This window comes from Halomonas sp. S3-1-1, from assembly GCF_023757625.1.
GTDB lineage: Bacteria > Pseudomonadota > Gammaproteobacteria > Pseudomonadales > Halomonadaceae > Vreelandella.
Map to the genome: position 1 here is coordinate 196,494 of NZ_JALGBZ010000006.1, position 15,809 is coordinate 212,302.

At 55.9% G+C, this 15,809-nt stretch carries 21 protein-coding genes; 3 read left to right on the forward strand and 18 right to left on the reverse strand.

What is annotated here, in order from left to right; all coding sequences use genetic code 11:
• Positions 1-218: 218 nt before the first annotated feature.
• Positions 219-716: a type VI secretion system-associated protein TagO gene (locus tag MQW23_RS16815; RefSeq protein ID WP_252109364.1), complete on the forward strand. Its 498-nt coding sequence runs from the start codon at positions 219-221 to the stop codon at positions 714-716.
• Between the two features lie 11 nt (positions 717-727).
• Here MQW23_RS16815 and MQW23_RS16820 read toward each other — a convergent pair whose 3' ends face one another.
• The 6 genes from MQW23_RS16820 to MQW23_RS16845 form a co-directional block, all read right to left on the reverse strand.
• On the reverse strand, positions 728-1,048 hold the full coding sequence (locus MQW23_RS16820) for a hypothetical protein (RefSeq protein WP_252109365.1): 321 nt from the start codon (positions 1,046-1,048) through the stop codon (positions 728-730).
• A gap of 23 nt (positions 1,049-1,071) precedes the next feature.
• Positions 1,072-1,389 (reverse strand): quaternary ammonium compound efflux SMR transporter SugE, encoded by a 318-nt coding sequence (gene sugE / locus MQW23_RS16825; protein ID WP_252109366.1) that lies wholly within the window; start codon positions 1,387-1,389, stop codon positions 1,072-1,074.
• A gap of 127 nt (positions 1,390-1,516) precedes the next feature.
• Positions 1,517-1,966, reverse strand: a complete 450-nt coding sequence (locus MQW23_RS16830; protein ID WP_252109367.1) for a hypothetical protein — start codon at positions 1,964-1,966, stop codon at positions 1,517-1,519.
• Between the two features lie 192 nt (positions 1,967-2,158).
• Complete coding sequence (locus MQW23_RS16835; RefSeq protein WP_252109368.1) at positions 2,159-2,464, reverse strand: NIPSNAP family protein; 306 nt, start codon at positions 2,462-2,464, stop codon at positions 2,159-2,161.
• A gap of 271 nt (positions 2,465-2,735) precedes the next feature.
• Positions 2,736-3,017, reverse strand: a complete 282-nt coding sequence (locus MQW23_RS16840) for a hypothetical protein (protein WP_252109369.1) — start codon at positions 3,015-3,017, stop codon at positions 2,736-2,738.
• 52 nt (positions 3,018-3,069) lie between these two features.
• Positions 3,070-3,708: a Vat family streptogramin A O-acetyltransferase gene (locus MQW23_RS16845; RefSeq protein ID WP_252109370.1), complete on the reverse strand. Its 639-nt coding sequence runs from the start codon at positions 3,706-3,708 to the stop codon at positions 3,070-3,072.
• 141 nt (positions 3,709-3,849) lie between these two features.
• On the opposite strand from MQW23_RS16845, the gene MQW23_RS16850 reads away from it, so the two are divergent.
• The gene (locus MQW23_RS16850) at positions 3,850-5,046 is read left to right on the forward strand and encodes a DEAD/DEAH box helicase (RefSeq protein ID WP_252109371.1); all 1,197 of its coding nucleotides are present in this window, start codon (positions 3,850-3,852) and stop codon (positions 5,044-5,046) included.
• A gap of 69 nt (positions 5,047-5,115) precedes the next feature.
• Here the strand turns inward: MQW23_RS16850 and rho are convergent, their stop codons facing one another.
• From rho to cbiE, 12 genes are all read right to left on the reverse strand, one after another.
• Positions 5,116-6,069 (reverse strand): transcription termination factor Rho, encoded by a 954-nt coding sequence (rho, locus tag MQW23_RS16855; protein ID WP_252109372.1) that lies wholly within the window; start codon positions 6,067-6,069, stop codon positions 5,116-5,118.
• 228 nt (positions 6,070-6,297) lie between these two features.
• Positions 6,298-6,555 carry a GFA family protein gene (locus MQW23_RS16860; protein ID WP_264297500.1) on the reverse strand — a complete coding sequence of 86 codons (258 nt, stop codon included), beginning with the start codon at positions 6,553-6,555 and terminating at the stop codon, positions 6,298-6,300.
• Positions 6,556-6,670: 115 nt separating this feature from the next.
• Positions 6,671-8,269 carry a hypothetical protein gene (locus tag MQW23_RS16865; protein ID WP_252109373.1) on the reverse strand — a complete coding sequence of 533 codons (1,599 nt, stop codon included), beginning with the start codon at positions 8,267-8,269 and terminating at the stop codon, positions 6,671-6,673.
• Between the two features lie 91 nt (positions 8,270-8,360).
• Positions 8,361-9,176, reverse strand: coding sequence for a hypothetical protein (locus MQW23_RS16870; protein WP_252109374.1), 816 nt, complete (start codon positions 9,174-9,176; stop codon positions 8,361-8,363).
• 122 nt (positions 9,177-9,298) lie between these two features.
• Positions 9,299-9,673, reverse strand: coding sequence for a hypothetical protein (locus tag MQW23_RS16875; RefSeq protein WP_252109375.1), 375 nt, complete (start codon positions 9,671-9,673; stop codon positions 9,299-9,301).
• Between the two features lie 110 nt (positions 9,674-9,783).
• Positions 9,784-10,317, reverse strand: coding sequence for a hypothetical protein (locus tag MQW23_RS16880; protein WP_252109376.1), 534 nt, complete (start codon positions 10,315-10,317; stop codon positions 9,784-9,786).
• A gap of 479 nt (positions 10,318-10,796) precedes the next feature.
• Positions 10,797-11,237 (reverse strand): YtoQ family protein, encoded by a 441-nt coding sequence (locus tag MQW23_RS16885; protein WP_252109377.1) that lies wholly within the window; start codon positions 11,235-11,237, stop codon positions 10,797-10,799.
• 98 nt (positions 11,238-11,335) lie between these two features.
• The gene (locus tag MQW23_RS16890) at positions 11,336-11,833 is read right to left on the reverse strand and encodes a hypothetical protein (RefSeq protein ID WP_252109378.1); all 498 of its coding nucleotides are present in this window, start codon (positions 11,831-11,833) and stop codon (positions 11,336-11,338) included.
• Positions 11,834-11,909: 76 nt separating this feature from the next.
• Positions 11,910-12,674, reverse strand: coding sequence for a precorrin-6A synthase (deacetylating) (cobF, locus tag MQW23_RS16895; protein ID WP_252109379.1), 765 nt, complete (start codon positions 12,672-12,674; stop codon positions 11,910-11,912).
• Positions 12,671-13,480: a precorrin-4 C(11)-methyltransferase gene (gene cobM / locus MQW23_RS16900; protein WP_252109380.1), complete on the reverse strand. Its 810-nt coding sequence runs from the start codon at positions 13,478-13,480 to the stop codon at positions 12,671-12,673. Before cobM ends, cobF begins: the two co-directional genes overlap by 4 nt.
• Positions 13,477-13,863, reverse strand: a complete 387-nt coding sequence (locus MQW23_RS16905) for a cobalamin biosynthesis protein (protein ID WP_252109381.1) — start codon at positions 13,861-13,863, stop codon at positions 13,477-13,479. Before MQW23_RS16905 ends, cobM begins: the two co-directional genes overlap by 4 nt.
• Positions 13,845-15,050, reverse strand: coding sequence for a precorrin-6y C5,15-methyltransferase (decarboxylating) subunit CbiE (cbiE, locus tag MQW23_RS16910; protein ID WP_252109382.1), 1,206 nt, complete (start codon positions 15,048-15,050; stop codon positions 13,845-13,847). Before cbiE ends, MQW23_RS16905 begins: the two co-directional genes overlap by 19 nt.
• A gap of 18 nt (positions 15,051-15,068) precedes the next feature.
• Here cbiE and MQW23_RS16915 point away from each other — a divergent pair, with 18 nt between their 5' ends.
• A complete protein-coding gene (locus tag MQW23_RS16915; RefSeq protein WP_252109383.1) occupies positions 15,069-15,800 on the forward strand; it encodes a cobalt-precorrin-6A reductase in 732 nt (243 codons plus the stop codon).
• Positions 15,801-15,809: the final 9 nt, after the last annotated feature.

Here is a 15,809-nt window from a genome sequence, read left to right on the forward strand (position 1 = left end):
CAAATATTAGACCTAAATATCAGTTCTTCATGATACGGGTAAGCCAGGACACCGCTAATAGCGCCTTGATAGATTTATCGGTGGCGTCGAAATGGTACGAGCACTCCCCAGACTTAGCGTTGATGAGCGACGCGGCATATATTCAAAACGAATAGCGAAGCAGCTTTCACTTCCGGTGAATCAGGTAAACTAGAAGCAAAGTACACAAAGGATCAACGATGAACATCGACAAGCCCCTAATCGCCCTACTGGCGCTGTTACCCGCCGTAACCTTGGCCCAGGACGCCCCTGCCGGTTCGCAGTGGCAAACCGAAGAGCACCACGAGGAGGAACTCGATCTACACTTCGTCGTGCTCAAGACTCACGCGATCGGACTCGCTCAGCCAACCATCGTGTTTCGCTGTTTTGAGGACACGACCGTGGCCTATTTCAACCTGTTCGGCCAGGACGAAACCGAGACCTACGAGTATGGCCCCGTCACGGTGCAACTGGATGACGAGGAGCCGCAAAACTACGAGATGCAGGCGATCGATGGCGGCCAGGCGATTGGCTTTTGGGAAGGTGAAGACGCCATCCCCTTTATCGAAAGCCTGCTCGGCGCCCAGACGCTCGCCATGAGCGTGACGCCAGTGGACGGCGACCCGATAGAGATGGAATTCAACATCGCAGGCATCGATACGATGATCGAGCCGATCCGCGATACCTGCAGCTGGTAAACCTCACCGCGTTAAGCGATCGCATTCAAAACCGCGCCAAGCTCTGCAAGCGGATACGCCTCGCCCTCCACGACAGCGATGGCCTCGAACGGAGCCACCTCGATCATGTACTCCCGGTCGCCGTCCGGGTAGCACATCAGCGTCATGAGGATGCGCCCTCTACCCTCTTCGATCCGCCGCAGATCCCAGGGGCTGCCGGTCAAATCGAGCAGCACGCTTCCCGTGGCGCGCTCGGTGATGACCGGCGAGTAAACCCACAGCGACATGCGCATCTCATGGGGATGAGTGGTGATTTCAAACTCGCCGTTCAGCGCGTACTGGGGTGTTTCCATGACGGTTTCCTTTAGTACGCGCTTCACGCGTGAGAGAGCTTGAGCCCGACCAGGCCCGCGCAAATCAGCGTTAAGCTCACCAGTTTGAACACGCCTGCGGATTCCCCGAACAGCGCGATGCCCATGATCGCCGTACCCACCGCACCGATGCCGACCCAAATCGCGTAGGCGGTGCCTACCGGCAGATTTTTAAGCGCCAGGCCCAGCAGCAGAAAACTCGTCGCCAGGGCGAACACCGTCCAGACGCTGGGCCAGAGTTTGGTGAAGCCTTGGGAGTATTTCAGCCCAACGGCCCAGCCGATCTCCAAAAGACCTGCGACAAATAGAATGATCCAGCTCATGTAGTCCTCCTGGTCGGGAGCTCTGTTGACGTCCACTTCTGGAACAGATTAAAACGGCCTCGTTCGCCATGGGTGATTGCATACTAAAAGACCTCGGCGTTCGTTCTCGATAGGCAGCGTTAGAACTTCATCGATCAACGTCAATCCTGTTAGGGTCTTCAGCGGCGAATCGGCGCCATGATCGCTCCGGGGGCTGCCCAAGCTGCCACGCTACATAGTCTTCCGGTGGCTGCGCGATATCGGCGATGTGCGCGGGCTCGAAAGGAATCTCGGCGCCAACTACCAAGTACTGACCTTCTTCTGGCGCCACGCTGACCGGATTGGAATCCAGAATACCGATGTACTGGCCGTCTTGAACCGTCGAGACGATCACCCACATGCGCTCGACCTGAACGAAAGAGTGACCGCTTTCGTCCAGCAGCGCGATTTCGAAAAGCAGTTTCGCGGCGGCGCCGCGCTCGAGCTGCTGCCGAGCGCTCGCCTCGGGGATCCAGAACGTCTCGGGAGCATTGGCGTGGGCTTGCTCGGCACTGGCCAGTTGCCAGTGATCCTTTTCAAGCGATGGCAGTTCGATCATGAACGGTATGGGCTCGCGCTAACTGATTTGATAAATGGCGGTGGACTGGGCGCGCCCGCGCCTGCCGAATGAAACGAACCGTCCGTTCAATTCTTATCGATATGCGCAAAGGTAAGGGCCAGATCCCGCAGCTCGGCGGATTCATGACACCCTACGTGCACGTTGTCGAGAACCGTTCATCTCCTGCTTTCGTCAGCGCAATACGGGACGGAAAAAGTGGCGCTCGTAGCTCACGATACAGTCGACCCGCTCGGCATACGCGAACGCCTCGAGGCACTCCGGGTCTTTCAGCGAGTCGATACGATATTGCTCGTAGGCCGCCAAACTTTCGAACGAAAATAGCGCGAGCGCGATGTTGTTAGCGCCTTCGGCAGGCAAGAAATAACCGTGGTGCTGGCCACCAAATTTCTCGACCAGCGGAATCCACATCCGGGCGTATTTCTCGAATTCAGCGACTTTTTTAGGATCGATGACGTATTGGACATGGCACGTGATCATTATTCGAAACACCTAATAAGAAACGATAGTTAAAATATGCTGAAGGGTATTTCATGCCCTTCTGAGTCAGAAAACAAAGCGTTAACCGATGCCGGGCGCGCCGACACTCGGCCGAGCGCCTTCAAGGTGCAAGGGTCATCCCCTCAGAAACCGTGAGTTCACTAAAAACGCCGGTTGCTTATTTTAACTTCAACCATACACAAACGAACGCTAATACAAACGACATTCTATCAGACACCTAAAGAGCGCCGTGTCCGTGCACTAGCGAGGACTACAGCCCCGTTCCGAAAACTCGATACGTACGATACGCCCCCGGCCCCGACCACGTAATAGCAGTGAAAGGAACGTCCAACTCGCCGCTCTCCTGAAGCGCTTGAAGCACCGCCGCCGGGGGCCAGCCGCTCGGCGTATCGACGAAGGCGTAGCCCTCTTCCAGCAGCTGCTTCACCCATTCCACCAGCTCGAGGTTGTCCTGGTAGGCGATGCACCGGCTGGGCGTATCGGCGGTTTGGATGATGCCGTTCTGAATGAGCGTGACGTACTTTAACGTCATGGTTGCACCCAGCTAATGCGGCATTGCTCTGGCTTCGCCACTGAGAGCTTCATCAAGCGGCGCTCGCTTTACGTAGCGCCACCAGATCAGACCCCACGATGGCCTCGAGATGCGCCGTGATTTTCTCGGCGCTCCAATTCCACCAGGCGATCTCCAGAAGCTCGCTGATCGTACTTTCATCGAAGCGATACTTGATGACTTGGGCGGGATTGCCGCCGACCACGCTATAGGCAGGCACGTCCGCCACCACCACGGACTTGCTCGCGATGATGGCGCCATGGCCCACCTTCACGCCCGGCATCAGCGTGGCCTCAAAGCCGATCCAGACATCGTGGCCAACGTTGGTGTCGCCCTTGTAGGGAAGCTCGCCCGCTTCGGGCATGACCTTTTCCCAGCCCTGACCAAATATCTGAAAGGGGTAGGTCGAAAAGCCGGACGTCTTGTGATTGGCGCCGTTCATGATGAAGGTGACGTCCTTCGCGATGGCGCAGAATTTCCCGATGATGAGTTTGTCGCCAATGAACGGGAAGTGATAAAGCACGTTGCTTTCAAAGCGCTCCGGGCCTTGCGGGTCATCGTAGTAGGTGTAGTCCCCCACGATGATGTTTTCTGACGTGATGTAGTTCTTCAGATAGCCCACTTGCGCAAAGCCCTTCATGGGCGCTTTATCGTCAGGGTTGGGACCTTTCATACGGCCTCCGCTCGGTCGCTCATATCAGGAAAAAGTGATTAGCGTACACCAAAAATGCCGGGCCTCGAACGGCGGCATTTGCGCTATACTGCCCCCCTTTTTGAATTTCGCCCCCACCAAGACGATCCGTCAGAGCGCCCTATGCCATTTGCAAAACTCGGTTTATCCACGCCTCTCGTTCAAGCCCTTACCGAGTCGGGTTACAAGGCGCCAACGCCCATTCAGACCCAAGCGATTCCCGCCATTCTCGCGGGCAAGGACGTGATCGCCACCGCGCAAACCGGCACCGGCAAAACCGCCGCCTTCGTGCTGCCGCTGCTGGAGCGCTTTGGTCAAGCAGAGACACTTCGCGCCAAGCGCATTCGAGCGCTGATTCTGGTGCCCACTCGCGAGCTGGCGATTCAGGTCAAGGCAAGCGTGGCCGAGTACGCCAAACACCTGCCCTTGACGTCGCTTGCCGTGTACGGCGGCGTGGATACCCAGCCGCAGAAAGAGAAGCTAATCGAAGGGGTCGATATTCTGGTCGCCACACCCGGCCGGCTGTTGGACCTGGCGCATCAGCGGGCGCTGCACTTCGACGAGCTGAAAGCGCTGGTGCTGGACGAAGCGGACCGCATGGTCGACATGGGCTTCGTCGACGACATTCACAAGATCATGGTGCGCCTGCCGGAACACCGCCAGAACCTGCTGTTCTCCGCCACCATGAGCCACGAGGTGCGCGCGCTGGCTCACGGTTTTTCTGACAGCAAGAAGAGCGATATGGCGGTGGAGATTTCCATTACGCCCAGCGTTCGCGCCGCCGCCACGATCGAGCAGTGGTTGATCACGGTGGATAAGGACAACAAGTCCGCCCTGCTGAGCCACCTGATCAACGAACAGCAGTGGGATCAGGCGCTGATTTTCGTCGAGAAAAAGCACAGCGCGGCGAAGCTGGTGGCACAGCTGGAAAAACGCGGCATCAAGGCGGATTCCATCCACGGCGGCAGAAGCCAGGCCATGCGCGAAACCGTACTGGGCCAGTTCAAATCTGGCGAGCTCCAGTACCTGGTCGCCACCGGCGTGGCCGCCCGGGGTTTGGATATCGACGAGCTAAGCCGCGTGGTGAACTACGACCTGCCCTTCCCGCCGGAAGAGTACATCCACCGCATCGGCCGAACCGGCCGCGCGAGCGCCTCGGGCGAGGCCATCTCGCTGGTGGACATCAGCGACTTCAAGAACCTGTGCGCCATCGAAAAGCGCCTGGACAGCGTGATCGAGCGCCGGGAGATCGAAGGCTTCCCGGTGCGAAAGGAAGTCCCCGTGTCGAAATTGAACCACGTTAAGAAAGGCAAGCGTTAAGGTGTAAATGGAAGCTCGCTGCTTGAAGGTATCATCAAGCGGGCTTCTCATAACGACGTTTTCTCGCCGTTAGGCGGGTGCGAAGGCGGCCAACAGCTCGGCATTGGTGGGGTACTTCTCCAACAGATCGAATAGCTTCTGCGCACCATCCACCGGCTTGAGCTGCGTCAGCGCTCGGCGCAGTGTTCGCACCTTTTCGATGTCCCTGGCGTCGATCAGCAGCTCTTCCCGACGGGTGCCGCTTTTGGCGATATCGATCGCCGGGAAAATCCGCTGGCTCGCTACCTCCCGCGACAGCACGATCTCCATATTGCCAGTGCCCTTGAACTCCTCGAAAATCATCTGATCCATCCGGCTACCCGTATCCACCAGCACGGTGGCCAGAATGGTCAGCGAGCCGCCGTTTTCGATCTTGCGCGCCGCGCCGAACAGCTTTCGCGGTATTTCCATGGCCCGCGCATCCAGCCCACCGGACATCGTGCGGCCACTGCCCCGCTGCTCAGCGTTGTGCACGCGGGAAAGCCGCGTGAGCGAGTCGATGACGATCATCACGTCATGCCCCTCGCCCGCCTGCTGGCGGGCGCTGGCCAAAAGCCGGTCGGCCAGCTTCACGTGATGGGCGTAGCTTTCGTCACTCGAAGAGGCGTGCACCTCGGCCGATACACTGCGCTTGAAATCCGTCACCTCTTCCGGGCGCTCGTCGATCAGCAGCGCGTACAGCTTGATCGCCGGGCACGCCTCGGCCACGGCTTGGCAAATGTGTTTGAGCAGCGTCGTTTTGCCGGAGCCCGGCGGCGCGACGACGAGCCCGCGCTGGCCCATGCCGATGGGCGTGATCAAATCCATGGCGCGCATGCTGCGCTGGCTGGAGCCGGCTTCCAGGTGAATGCGGGGGGCAGGATGAATGGCCACGCCGTTGAGAAAACGCTTTTCGGGGGTATCCAAAACTGCATCGTCTGCTTTATCGACGGGCCTGGCGTCTACCGGACGTTTGACCTTCAAGCTAAGTGTTTTGCGCGTCATGGGATTCGATGGATCGCCTTGGGTAAGCTGGGTGGATAGAGTAAAGGCTGAACTTCGAAAATGGTATCGCGCTTGAGCAGCACGGTCTCAGCCATTCTCGGTGAACTGCGGTAAGTCGTCGGTAATCTCGAACCACGGCGCCTTATTGCCCACGAACACATGGCGGTTTGAGCGCACACCGGGGTCGGTATCGAGCGTGCCCAGCGGAAGCGCGTAAATCTCCGGCTTTTACGTAAACCGGGTATGAATGCTGGACCCACAGGTCGAGCAGAACACCTTGAACTCCCCGGGCGACGACTCAAACGTTTTAAGCAGCTCTTCGCCTTTGACAGTTCGCCAATCCTTGGCCTGCACCTTGGCACAGGTTCGAAACGCGGCCGCGTGAAGCTTGCGGCACATGGAGCAGTGGCAGTGGTAAACGTCGGTAAGGGGGCCGGTTATTTCGTATTGGATGCCGTTGCAGAGGCAGCTGCCTGATAGGGTCATTTATAAGCTCACTATTTAACGCCGCAATAAGCGGACTAAAATAGTGGGTTTAAATGTGGAGCGAAGCGAAACGTAACCCACTGTTTTAGTTACGCTTAATTGCCTTGTTATATTTTCATAGCTGACTAGCTGACAGACCAAATGACATTCCTACTAAATGCCCTACATCAAAAAATGGAATTCGATGTTCCATTTGAGAACAATGTGAACATTTTACAATAATTAAATTTCGATTGTCTTTCGCATTCACGTTTGTCAGAAGATCAATATATTCAGGGTCATCTCCAATAAACACAACATTTTGAAAAGTAAGGGCTGAAGAATCAAAAGAAGATTTGTCTTGAAAAATATCGTGAGTGACCTGTAAAATAGACTCTATTTTTTTTACTTTTTCCTCGAAGTCAAATGCAACAAGCTCAAATAGGCAATTATTACCTTTAAGTTTTGCACCATCTAATGATGAAACAGGTATTTTAACTAAGGGAATATCATCAATTGCATTAGAAAAGGCAAACACTTTATGAGTTTTCTTTTCTTCTAACACTCTACAGTTGAGTAAAGCTTGATAAACTAATTCTTCTAATTTTAAACTACTAAAATCACTTTCTGGGTGCAGCTCTTTATACATTGGCGAAAATTTTTCAATTGATTCAGCAAGGAAGTTAACATCAATTAAAACGGCTGTTCTGGAGTAATCCACGGTTTTATTTTTTACTTTGTTTTTTCTTGCTTCTTCTAATTTTGTATCTCTGATAACTTCGAGCTCAACCCAGCTTTTATTGTAAAAACAAACTAGATCTCTAATGCATTTGGTTATGTATAACTGTAATTTATTGAAAAGATCTTTTTGTTTACTAAGTTCTGGTATCAATATTTCTATACTCTTACCATTGTGAATTATCTCCGTACGCAATCCATCTTCATTGTCACCGCTAGAATAGTATTTAAACTCTTCCTGCAATCTATGAATGTCCGAGCTATTTTCGGCTATATGAGCAGCAATTTTTGTTCTAACCTTTTGAAACTTAGTAAAACTATTTGGATCGGCGATAAATTCAAACAATCTCATTATTTCGATGAATTTCCCAGTATTGTCATTTTCTTCCAATGCGTTTGAAAACATTCTTAATGCTTGTTTCGCTATGTTCCCAACCTCTCCAATATCAGCATTTAATAGGTTAAAATTAGTGAAAATTTCGGAGTTAATATTTAAACCTACACCCGCCGTTAAAGTATTACTGTAGATCGTAGTATCTATGATACGAGTAAAAGGACTCCCTTTCCCATTATACATTAACAGCAACGTCTCACCTGATGTAACTTGCCCCAACCTTGCTGGCATGGTTTTAGGAGCAACTAAGGAGCAAAACTCAAATTTTATATAATCGATAATTATGGAGGCTTTAGATATTGCTGTAGTCATAATTTGAAAATCATTTAATACGCTCCCAAGGTAATCAGCATAAGTTTGATCATTGATTACTACTAAAGGGTTTGATTTAAATTTCTCAATGTTTGAATCAAATTTATCTTTATCTTTTTGAGACATGATAATTGTATTACTAAACATATCATCAATATCGATACAGCCTTTTGGAAAAATTCTTATATTCCCAAGTGACTCTTCATTTTTTAAATCAAGTCTCTCCACGGGGAAAATATAAAAATACTTCGTTTCAAGATCGTTTCCGTACAAATCTTTAATTTTATTCATAAACTCTCGGAGAAATATAACGCCTGCATTTGCGGCTGGTTTGAAGCGCAGCGGAAAGCCAGTCCGCCAACATGCACTTGTTGGGCAACCACTAGAAAACCGTCTTCGTAACCTTTGATACACCATCGATTAAGTCACCAACCTGTTCGGCGGTCGGTTCTTTTTGTTTGTTGTGGTCACACAGATTACGAATGTCCGCCAAATGCTGATGGAATCGCCATTGGGCGGTTTCTATCACTCCAGCGCTCTTTAAGCCATCGTTTAGATCTGCAATTGTCGGGTGTTTCTTTGAAACCTTTATATTGTGGTTGATGCTAACCTCAAGCAGGTGCTTTTCAAGAACGACCCCGGCAACTGCACCTGACGCACGCATGAATTTGTGCTTTAACAGTTCGCGCGCCGTATCAATCTCGGAATCCAGAAGGTCAGCCTGAACGAGCTGCCGAATATCATAGAGAGAACTTTCGAACCGCCCTTTGAGGGCTTGTACCATCGCGATTTGCTGTTTGAGATGAGGCAAGGCGGACTTAAAATCAGCCACGATCTCATGCCCATAGCGTGTAATGCGTAAACCTTGCAGAGCATCCTCGATGCGGTAGTTTTCAAAGCTGATGTCTTTTCGCCCTTTTGGCTTCTCGTACAAACGGATAAAGTCAGCTACGCGATCCGGAAGGAGCTGTTTCATCAAAGCAAGGCTTTCTGAGTACCAAGCCTGGTAAGAGGCATTAAACTTCGGCAACGCATCCATGTGCTCTTTGGCAGCCTTTTCGTTGCCCTCGTACGACTTGAGCACTGCGGCTTCGTACTCATCCCCATATGCTTCGTGCATAAATGACTGCTCGATCTTGACAGCATCACGAAGAAGTTTGGTCAGGTCTTCCTTAAAACGATCTAGGTTAGATGACACTCAATAATCTCCTTAATCTGCCTAACGCCCCAAGAAGGGGCAATTACACATGGGCTAAAATACGGAACGAAGTGACGGGAGCCTACGTGTAATTGTCCCGCTTACTTGGTTTGTTATGTGATTCACTGCTTTTTCACCTTTGGCAGACCTAACTGTCCCCTTAACCGGTTTCTGACCAAAACATTTAGATCAGTTAATAGCTTCAGCCATTCTGGATCTTTAGGCGTTTTAGTGACAATGGCAGTAATTCTTTCAATCAGTTCTATTTCATCATTATATCCATATAAATAGAACGAAATTTGCACATCGTTAAAGCCATCTAAAGACTTCGATTTCTGAGCTTCCACATAGAATGATAGATAGTTTTTTAAAGTCTCCAACCGCTGTTCCATTCGTTTTTTGGCTATTTCGTGCCTTCTATTCAAAAAACCATTAACAAACCATCCAACCACAACAATCGTAGCTGAAGAAATCATTATCCAATCTCGAATTTCCAAAAATTCCTCCCGTCTATGGGTTACACATAACACCCGGCTCACGCGCCGGTTTAAAGCCGCAAAGCGGCGGAAAACTGGTCGCCGTGCAGCCGTTGGTTATGCCAATGTGGCTATCTCAAGTACCAAAACTTGAAGCGCTCCCACAAACCGCAATGCGCATTTATTTTCGATTCATAGAACATCGGCTCACTAAACTCAATTTTCCAATTTTCTGGCCACGATACTCCCCTTGAAAGATCCGTATACATACTTCTAGATATTGAACATACAGTCTTATTGACGCTGTCATCGGGACAGACATTATGATCCCCACAGGCACTTAACCTTGTGATAAATTCTTGAACCGAATTCCTAGCTTCAATGAAGCTATCTCGCGGGTACAGCTCGTTGTAACTCGCATCGGTCAGCTTTTCACGGTTAACGTGGTATTCATATATCAGCCCCATTTCTCGGGAGATAGATGAAGCAAACTCACTCTCAAATTTGAGGAAAGCTTCGCCTTTCTTGTAATCACTTTCTTCCAAAATCGACGATAGCTGGAATAACGCAATCACAACGCCAAACACCACCGCCATCGTCTGCACCCAAGTCGCAAGATGCTGGTTTCTGGAATCCCTGAAAAATTCGACAACTTTTTTAACCATCGAAACACTTCACTTTGAAAAGGCATAACAGTGATTATATAGCCGGCTGCATAACATAAATAAACGCGCCAGCACATTCATTAATATTATGTAGCCAAAAAAATAATCGTAACCGGCTGTTTTATATATTTTCTCAAAAATCGTGGGCAGCATACTCATTATTCGCGTGCGCGCTCGTTTTGCCCGTTTCAATCATACTTTATCCACGAATTCCCCTTAGGTCACGTGCTAATTTAGTGACTGCGGTCAACAATAGGTCGTAGGCCTGCGTAAAATTTAGATGGGCGATGTATTGGGTCAGGGAACGAGCTTGAGCTAATTTTATGACGGGAAGTGTGGGCTGCGGCGATATCGGGGCAGCTGGTGCTGCCCTTCGCGCGCTGAAGCGTGCTCCTACCAGTGCCCTTTATTGCTGTGGCTCATTGGAAGTGTTGGCACTTGCAGGCCTCGGTGGGCCTGCAAATACTTTCGAGCTTGGCTTACGCTTTGAGCACGTACTTAAGCGTTTCCACGACCTGCTCAGTAGTCGTACACCAAGCCTGCGCCCCGGCGTCCACTTCCTTGAGCGGATGAACGATATCTTCTGCGTGCAGCGTGATATACGGCTTGGCCAGCGCCGAGCAGTAGCCCGCATCGAACGCGGCGTTCCACTGCTTGTACTTGTCGCCGAAGCGCACGACAACCAGATCAGATTGCTCGATCAGCGTGCGGGTGCGGATGGCGTTGACCTTAGAGGACTGGTGGTCGCGCCAGAAGCCGTTTTCCGGCTTGCCCAGGTGGTCGCCGGCGGCGTCACTGGCGTCGTGGTCGGTGACCGGGGCGGTGAAGACGATATCCAGCCCCGCAGCCTCTGCGCCGCGCTGGATCTCGTCGCGCCAGTCGGTGTGGATCTCGCCGGAGAGGTAGACGTAAAAGCTCATGGGGTGCTCCTTGGGTGTCACTGCGTTGTGAGGTGGTGGTTGGAAATCGTAAGCGTGGAAGATTCCGCGCCCTTCAGAATCGCGATGTGAAAGACGCCCTACCCTGCGCGCTGGTCGTCGCGCCGGGCCTGGTCGATGCGTTCGATCAGCGCATCGACCTGGTGATTTTCGAGCCGTAGGCGTTTAAACGAGATTTCCGCGAACCCGAGCTTGCGGCGGATGGGGAGAAACGCCACCTCGCGGCTACTGGCAGCGGCCTCGCGCAGCGTTAGCGTAACCTTGTCCGGCGAGCTCATGGCGGTGTAGTTCACGTTCATCACGTCCTTAAGCTTGATCGTTTCGCGGCGCTCGCCATAGACGAAAATCAAATGATCCCCGCCGTCGTAGACGCGATCGGCCACGCCGGCGAACACCTTTTTGAACATCCGCCAGCCCGCCACCAGCATAATCAGCGGTATCAGCAGAAACGGCGTGAAGGTGTCCGCGGTGATCAGCCCGACCAGGAAGATGAAGCCGACCACCGATAGCCATAGAAACGGAAACACCCGGCGGCTGAAAAAGGCCGAACGCGAAATAACCGGCAGATTCTGGTACATCGGCATCGTTCCAAAAGCGGCGATTAAAACGGTGGCCGTTATTTTATGGAAAAACCTTCCAGATGCCTACCGGCGCTCAAAGAAGCGGCTCGCGGGCCAGCAGATAACTATCCATGATCCAGCCGTGCTGGTCACGAAGCGCGGCCCGGCGCTCGAGAATCTGCTGCTCGACGTCTTTCAGGCGCCCTTCGATCAGGCACTGCTTTTCCATACCAAGATACGCCCCCCACCAGATATGCACGTGCTTATCCTTAAGCGCGCTGAACGCCCCGCCGCTGTCGAGCATTACCGCCACGGTGGCGGCATCGATCGGCCACCCCTTCTCGCGCAGGCGGCGCCCGGTGGTGATATGCACCGCCCCCGCCAGGGCGTTGAGCGGTATGCGGTGCTCGGCGGTGAGCACCTGCAGGCTGGTGATGCCGGGGATGACGCTGACCTCGATCTCGCGCCCGCTTTCCAGCAGGCGCTTGGCGATGCGCAGGCTGCTGTCGTAAAGCGAAGGGTCGCCCCACACCAGCATGGCGGCGCGCCCGCCCTGGGGCAGGTGCTGTTCAAGAAGCTTTGCCCACACGGCGGCAATGGACGCGTGCCAGTCGTTGACCGCGCCCAGGTACGGCGCGCTTGCATCACGCGTGGGCAGGTCGAACTCGACGACGTTCGCAGCACTTCTGTTTTCCAGCAGCTCATCGCAAAGCAGGCGGCGCAGGTCGATCAAATCACTCTTGGCCTCGCCCTTGCGCGGCAGCAGAATCACGTCCGCTTCATTGAGCGCGCGCACCGCGGCCAGCGTCACGTGGTCCGGGTTGCCGGTACCAATGCCGATGAATGACAGCGCGATCACGGCTCACGCTCTTCATTAATGGCCGTATCGTCGTGAGCGAAGGGGGAATCCGCCGACTGCGGGCGAAAGCGGCGGTCGTAGCCTACCGCGTACAGGCTGCTCTCCTGGAAGTCGTCGCACTCGAGCACCGGACCGACTAGAATCAGCGCGGTGCGCTGGACTGCTTCGCCCATTTGCGCCTCGATGGTGGCAAGCCGCCCGAGCAGCACGCGCTCATCCGGCCAGCTCGCCCGCCAGACGATTGCGACCGGGCAGTCGCCGCCGTAAAAAGGCGTGAGTCGCGTCACCACATCACTCACGTTGTGTACGGAAAGATGAATCGCCAGCGTCGCGCCACTTTCGGCAAAGCGCTCCAGGGTCTCGTTTTCCGGCATTTGGCTGGCCCGGCCCGAGGTACGGGTGAGCACCACGGACTGCGCCACGCCGGGCAGCGTCAGCTCCTGCTCCAGCGCCGCCGCAGCGGCGGCGAAGGACGGCACGCCCGGGGTCACGCTAAAGGGAATAGCAAGCTCCCGCAGGCGGCGAAGCTGCTCGCCGAGCGCCGACCACACCGATACATCGCCGGAGTGTAGCCTTGCAACGTCAAGCCCTGCGGCGTGGGCGCGCTGGATCTCGTCGATGATCTCATTGAGAGACAGCGGCGCGGTGTTGACGATGCGCGCACCCGCCGGGCAGTGGGCCAGAATCTCCTCGGGCACCAATGAGCCGGCATAGAGACACACCGGGCAGGCGGCGATCAAATCGCGCCCTCTAAGTGTGAGTAAATCCGGGGCGCCGGGGCCGGCGCCGATGAAATGAACCGTCATGTCTCACCTGTTGGCGCCACCGCCAGCGCGGCGGTAGCCTTTCTGTCGTTGGAAATCAGCCGTGGGGCCAAAAGCCGCGCGCCGGGGCCGGCTGCCAGCAGCGCGGCGGCCTCCGCCACGCTGCCCGTGCCAAAGGCCTGGTGACTGCGTACCGAGTGGGTCAGCGTCTCGGCGCGGGCGAGCGCCTCATCCGCTACCACAATGACCGAAAGCCCGAGCGCTTGGCCGAGCCGCTGCACCAGCGCCTGTTTACCCTCGGCGGCGGCGAGCCGATCGACCGGCCCAAAGCGTTCGATCAGCGCTTCCAGCGCCTGGGAAAGCGAATCGAGCGTGGCCTCGCTGTTGTACCCAAGCCCGGCCACCTTCACCGCACGCCCCGCCACTGCACGATCGGGTAGCTCGCTTTCCAGCCGCGTTTGGCGCCGAGCGGCGCGGCACTGGCAAGCTCGATCCTCAAAAGCTCGCCACCCGCTACCCGCTGCCAATGGGCAAGCAACGCCTCGGACTCCAGCGTGACCGCGTTGGCCACCACCCGCGTGCCAACGGGCAGGCGCTGCCAGAGCGCGTCCAAAAGCCCATGCGATAGCCCCCCGCCGATGAACACTGCATCCGGCGGCTCAGCTTCCCCGAGCAGCTCCAACGCGGCGCCCTCTTTCACTTCGAGCCAGTCCACCCCTAGCTGCTCCGCGTTGCGCCGCGCCCGGGCGGCGCGCGCGGCGTTTTTCTCGAAGCCGGTGGCGCGGTTGTCCGGGTGCGCCAGCAGCCACTCGATAGCGACGGAGCCGGAGCCGGTGCCGATATCCCACAGCCGCTCGCCGGGCTTAGGGCCAAGAGCGGAGAGCGTGAGCGCGCGCACCGCCTGCTTGGTGATCTGGCCGTCATGCTCGAAAAAGTGATCCGGCAGGCCCGATGCGCGCGGCAGCGCCGGGCCGTCACCCGCCACCTCGATGGCGACGGCCACGGGGTGGGCGATATCGTCGGGGAGAGGCGCAGGGGCGAGAAGCTTCCTCACGCGCTCCCGAGCGCCGCCCAGCGCCTCCAGCACGGTGAGCGTCGAGTCACCAAAGCCAAGGCGCGTGATCAGCGCGGAAAGCTCCCCCACCGCCGCGCCGTTGCGCAGCAGCACCAGAAGCTTTTGGCCCGGCTGCAGATACGGGCGAAGGCGCGTTAGCGGCCTGGCGTGAAGCCCTAAACAGCAGCAGCGCTCGAGCGGCCAGCCAAGGCGCGCCGCCGCCAGGCTAAAGGTCGAGGGCGCGGGCAGCGCCTGCCACTCGTGCCCCTCGAGGTAGCGGGTAATACTCGTGCCCGCCCCGAACCAGAACGGGTCGCTTGAAACCAGCATCACCACCCGGCGGCCGCGCTCGGCCAGAAGCCACGGGATGCCATCAGAAAAGGGCACCGGCCACTCGCGAATCTCGGCGGCAAGCTCAGGGAGAAGGCGAAGGTGGCGCCGCGCGCCGAAGACCACCTCGGCGGCGTCCAGCTCGCGCCGGCTTGCGGCGGTGAGCCCGGCTGTGCCACTCTCGCCCCACCCAATGATTGTGAGCCAGGCCCCGTCTGCTAACTCCATGCGTTACATCCTGAAACCATGAAAAACGTGTTGATTCTTGGCGGCACCACCGAGGCAAGCGCGCTGGCCCAGGCCGTGGCCGCCCGCGGGCTGAGTGCCACCTTCAGCTACGCCGGGCGGGTGAGCCGCCCCAAACCCCAGCCGCTGCCGACTCGCGTGGGCGGCTTTGGCGGCGTGGCGGGGCTGGTCGATTTTATCGCCCGTGAACGTATTACCCATATCGTCGACGCCACCCACCCTTTCGCTGCGCAGATGAGCCGCCACGCGCTGGCGGCGGCGGCGCACACCGGCGCCCGCGCCCTGGCGCTGACCCGCCCACCCTGGCGTGAAATGGAGGCCGACCGCTGGCAGCGCGTGGCGAGCATCGAAGCCGCCGTCGAGGCGCTCGACGGGCCGGCAGAGCGCATCCTGCTGGCCATCGGCCGGCTGCATCTGGACGCGTTCAGCGCCCGGCCCCAGCACCACTACCTGCTGCGCCTGGTCGAAGAACCCGCCGTGCCGCCGCCGCTTGCCCGCTACAAGGCGGTGATCGACCGCGGCCCGTTCACGCTTGAAAACGATCTTGAGCTGCTCAAAACCGAGCGCATCACCCGCATCGTGTGCAAGAACGCCGGCGGCAGCGGCGCGGCGTCCAAGATTCTGGCCGCCCGAGCCCTCAGTCTTCCAGTCACGATGATCGACCGCCCCCGCCTTCCGCCGCACCAGGAGGCGCATAGCGTCGACGAGGTGCTGGCCTGGCTCGAGGCCTAGGCTCACGAA

Excerpts from the sequence above, each read along its gene's own strand:
- MQW23_RS16815 (WP_252109364.1), top strand. The coding sequence starts at position 219 with ATGAACATCGACAAGCCCCTAATCGCCCTACTGGCGCTGTTACCCGCC.
- MQW23_RS16820 (WP_252109365.1), bottom strand. The coding sequence starts at position 1,048 with ATGGAAACACCCCAGTACGCGCTGAACGGCGAGTTTGAAATCACCACT.
- sugE (WP_252109366.1), bottom strand. The coding sequence starts at position 1,389 with ATGAGCTGGATCATTCTATTTGTCGCAGGTCTTTTGGAGATCGGCTGG.
- MQW23_RS16830 (WP_252109367.1), bottom strand. The coding sequence starts at position 1,966 with ATGATCGAACTGCCATCGCTTGAAAAGGATCACTGGCAACTGGCCAGT.
- MQW23_RS16835 (WP_252109368.1), bottom strand. The coding sequence starts at position 2,464 with ATGATCACGTGCCATGTCCAATACGTCATCGATCCTAAAAAAGTCGCT.
- MQW23_RS16840 (WP_252109369.1), bottom strand. The coding sequence starts at position 3,017 with ATGACGTTAAAGTACGTCACGCTCATTCAGAACGGCATCATCCAAACC.
- MQW23_RS16845 (WP_252109370.1), bottom strand. The coding sequence starts at position 3,708 with ATGAAAGGTCCCAACCCTGACGATAAAGCGCCCATGAAGGGCTTTGCG.
- MQW23_RS16850 (WP_252109371.1), top strand. The coding sequence starts at position 3,850 with ATGCCATTTGCAAAACTCGGTTTATCCACGCCTCTCGTTCAAGCCCTT.
- rho (WP_252109372.1), bottom strand. The coding sequence starts at position 6,069 with ATGACGCGCAAAACACTTAGCTTGAAGGTCAAACGTCCGGTAGACGCC.
- MQW23_RS16860 (WP_264297500.1), bottom strand. The coding sequence starts at position 6,555 with ATGACCCTATCAGGCAGCTGCCTCTGCAACGGCATCCAATACGAAATA.
- MQW23_RS16865 (WP_252109373.1), bottom strand. The coding sequence starts at position 8,269 with ATGAATAAAATTAAAGATTTGTACGGAAACGATCTTGAAACGAAGTAT.
- MQW23_RS16880 (WP_252109376.1), bottom strand. The coding sequence starts at position 10,317 with ATGGTTAAAAAAGTTGTCGAATTTTTCAGGGATTCCAGAAACCAGCAT.
- MQW23_RS16885 (WP_252109377.1), bottom strand. The coding sequence starts at position 11,237 with ATGAGCTTTTACGTCTACCTCTCCGGCGAGATCCACACCGACTGGCGC.
- MQW23_RS16890 (WP_252109378.1), bottom strand. The coding sequence starts at position 11,833 with ATGTACCAGAATCTGCCGGTTATTTCGCGTTCGGCCTTTTTCAGCCGC.
- cobM (WP_252109380.1), bottom strand. The coding sequence starts at position 13,480 with ATGACGGTTCATTTCATCGGCGCCGGCCCCGGCGCCCCGGATTTACTC.
- cbiE (WP_252109382.1), bottom strand. The coding sequence starts at position 15,050 with ATGGAGTTAGCAGACGGGGCCTGGCTCACAATCATTGGGTGGGGCGAG.
- MQW23_RS16915 (WP_252109383.1), top strand. The coding sequence starts at position 15,069 with ATGAAAAACGTGTTGATTCTTGGCGGCACCACCGAGGCAAGCGCGCTG.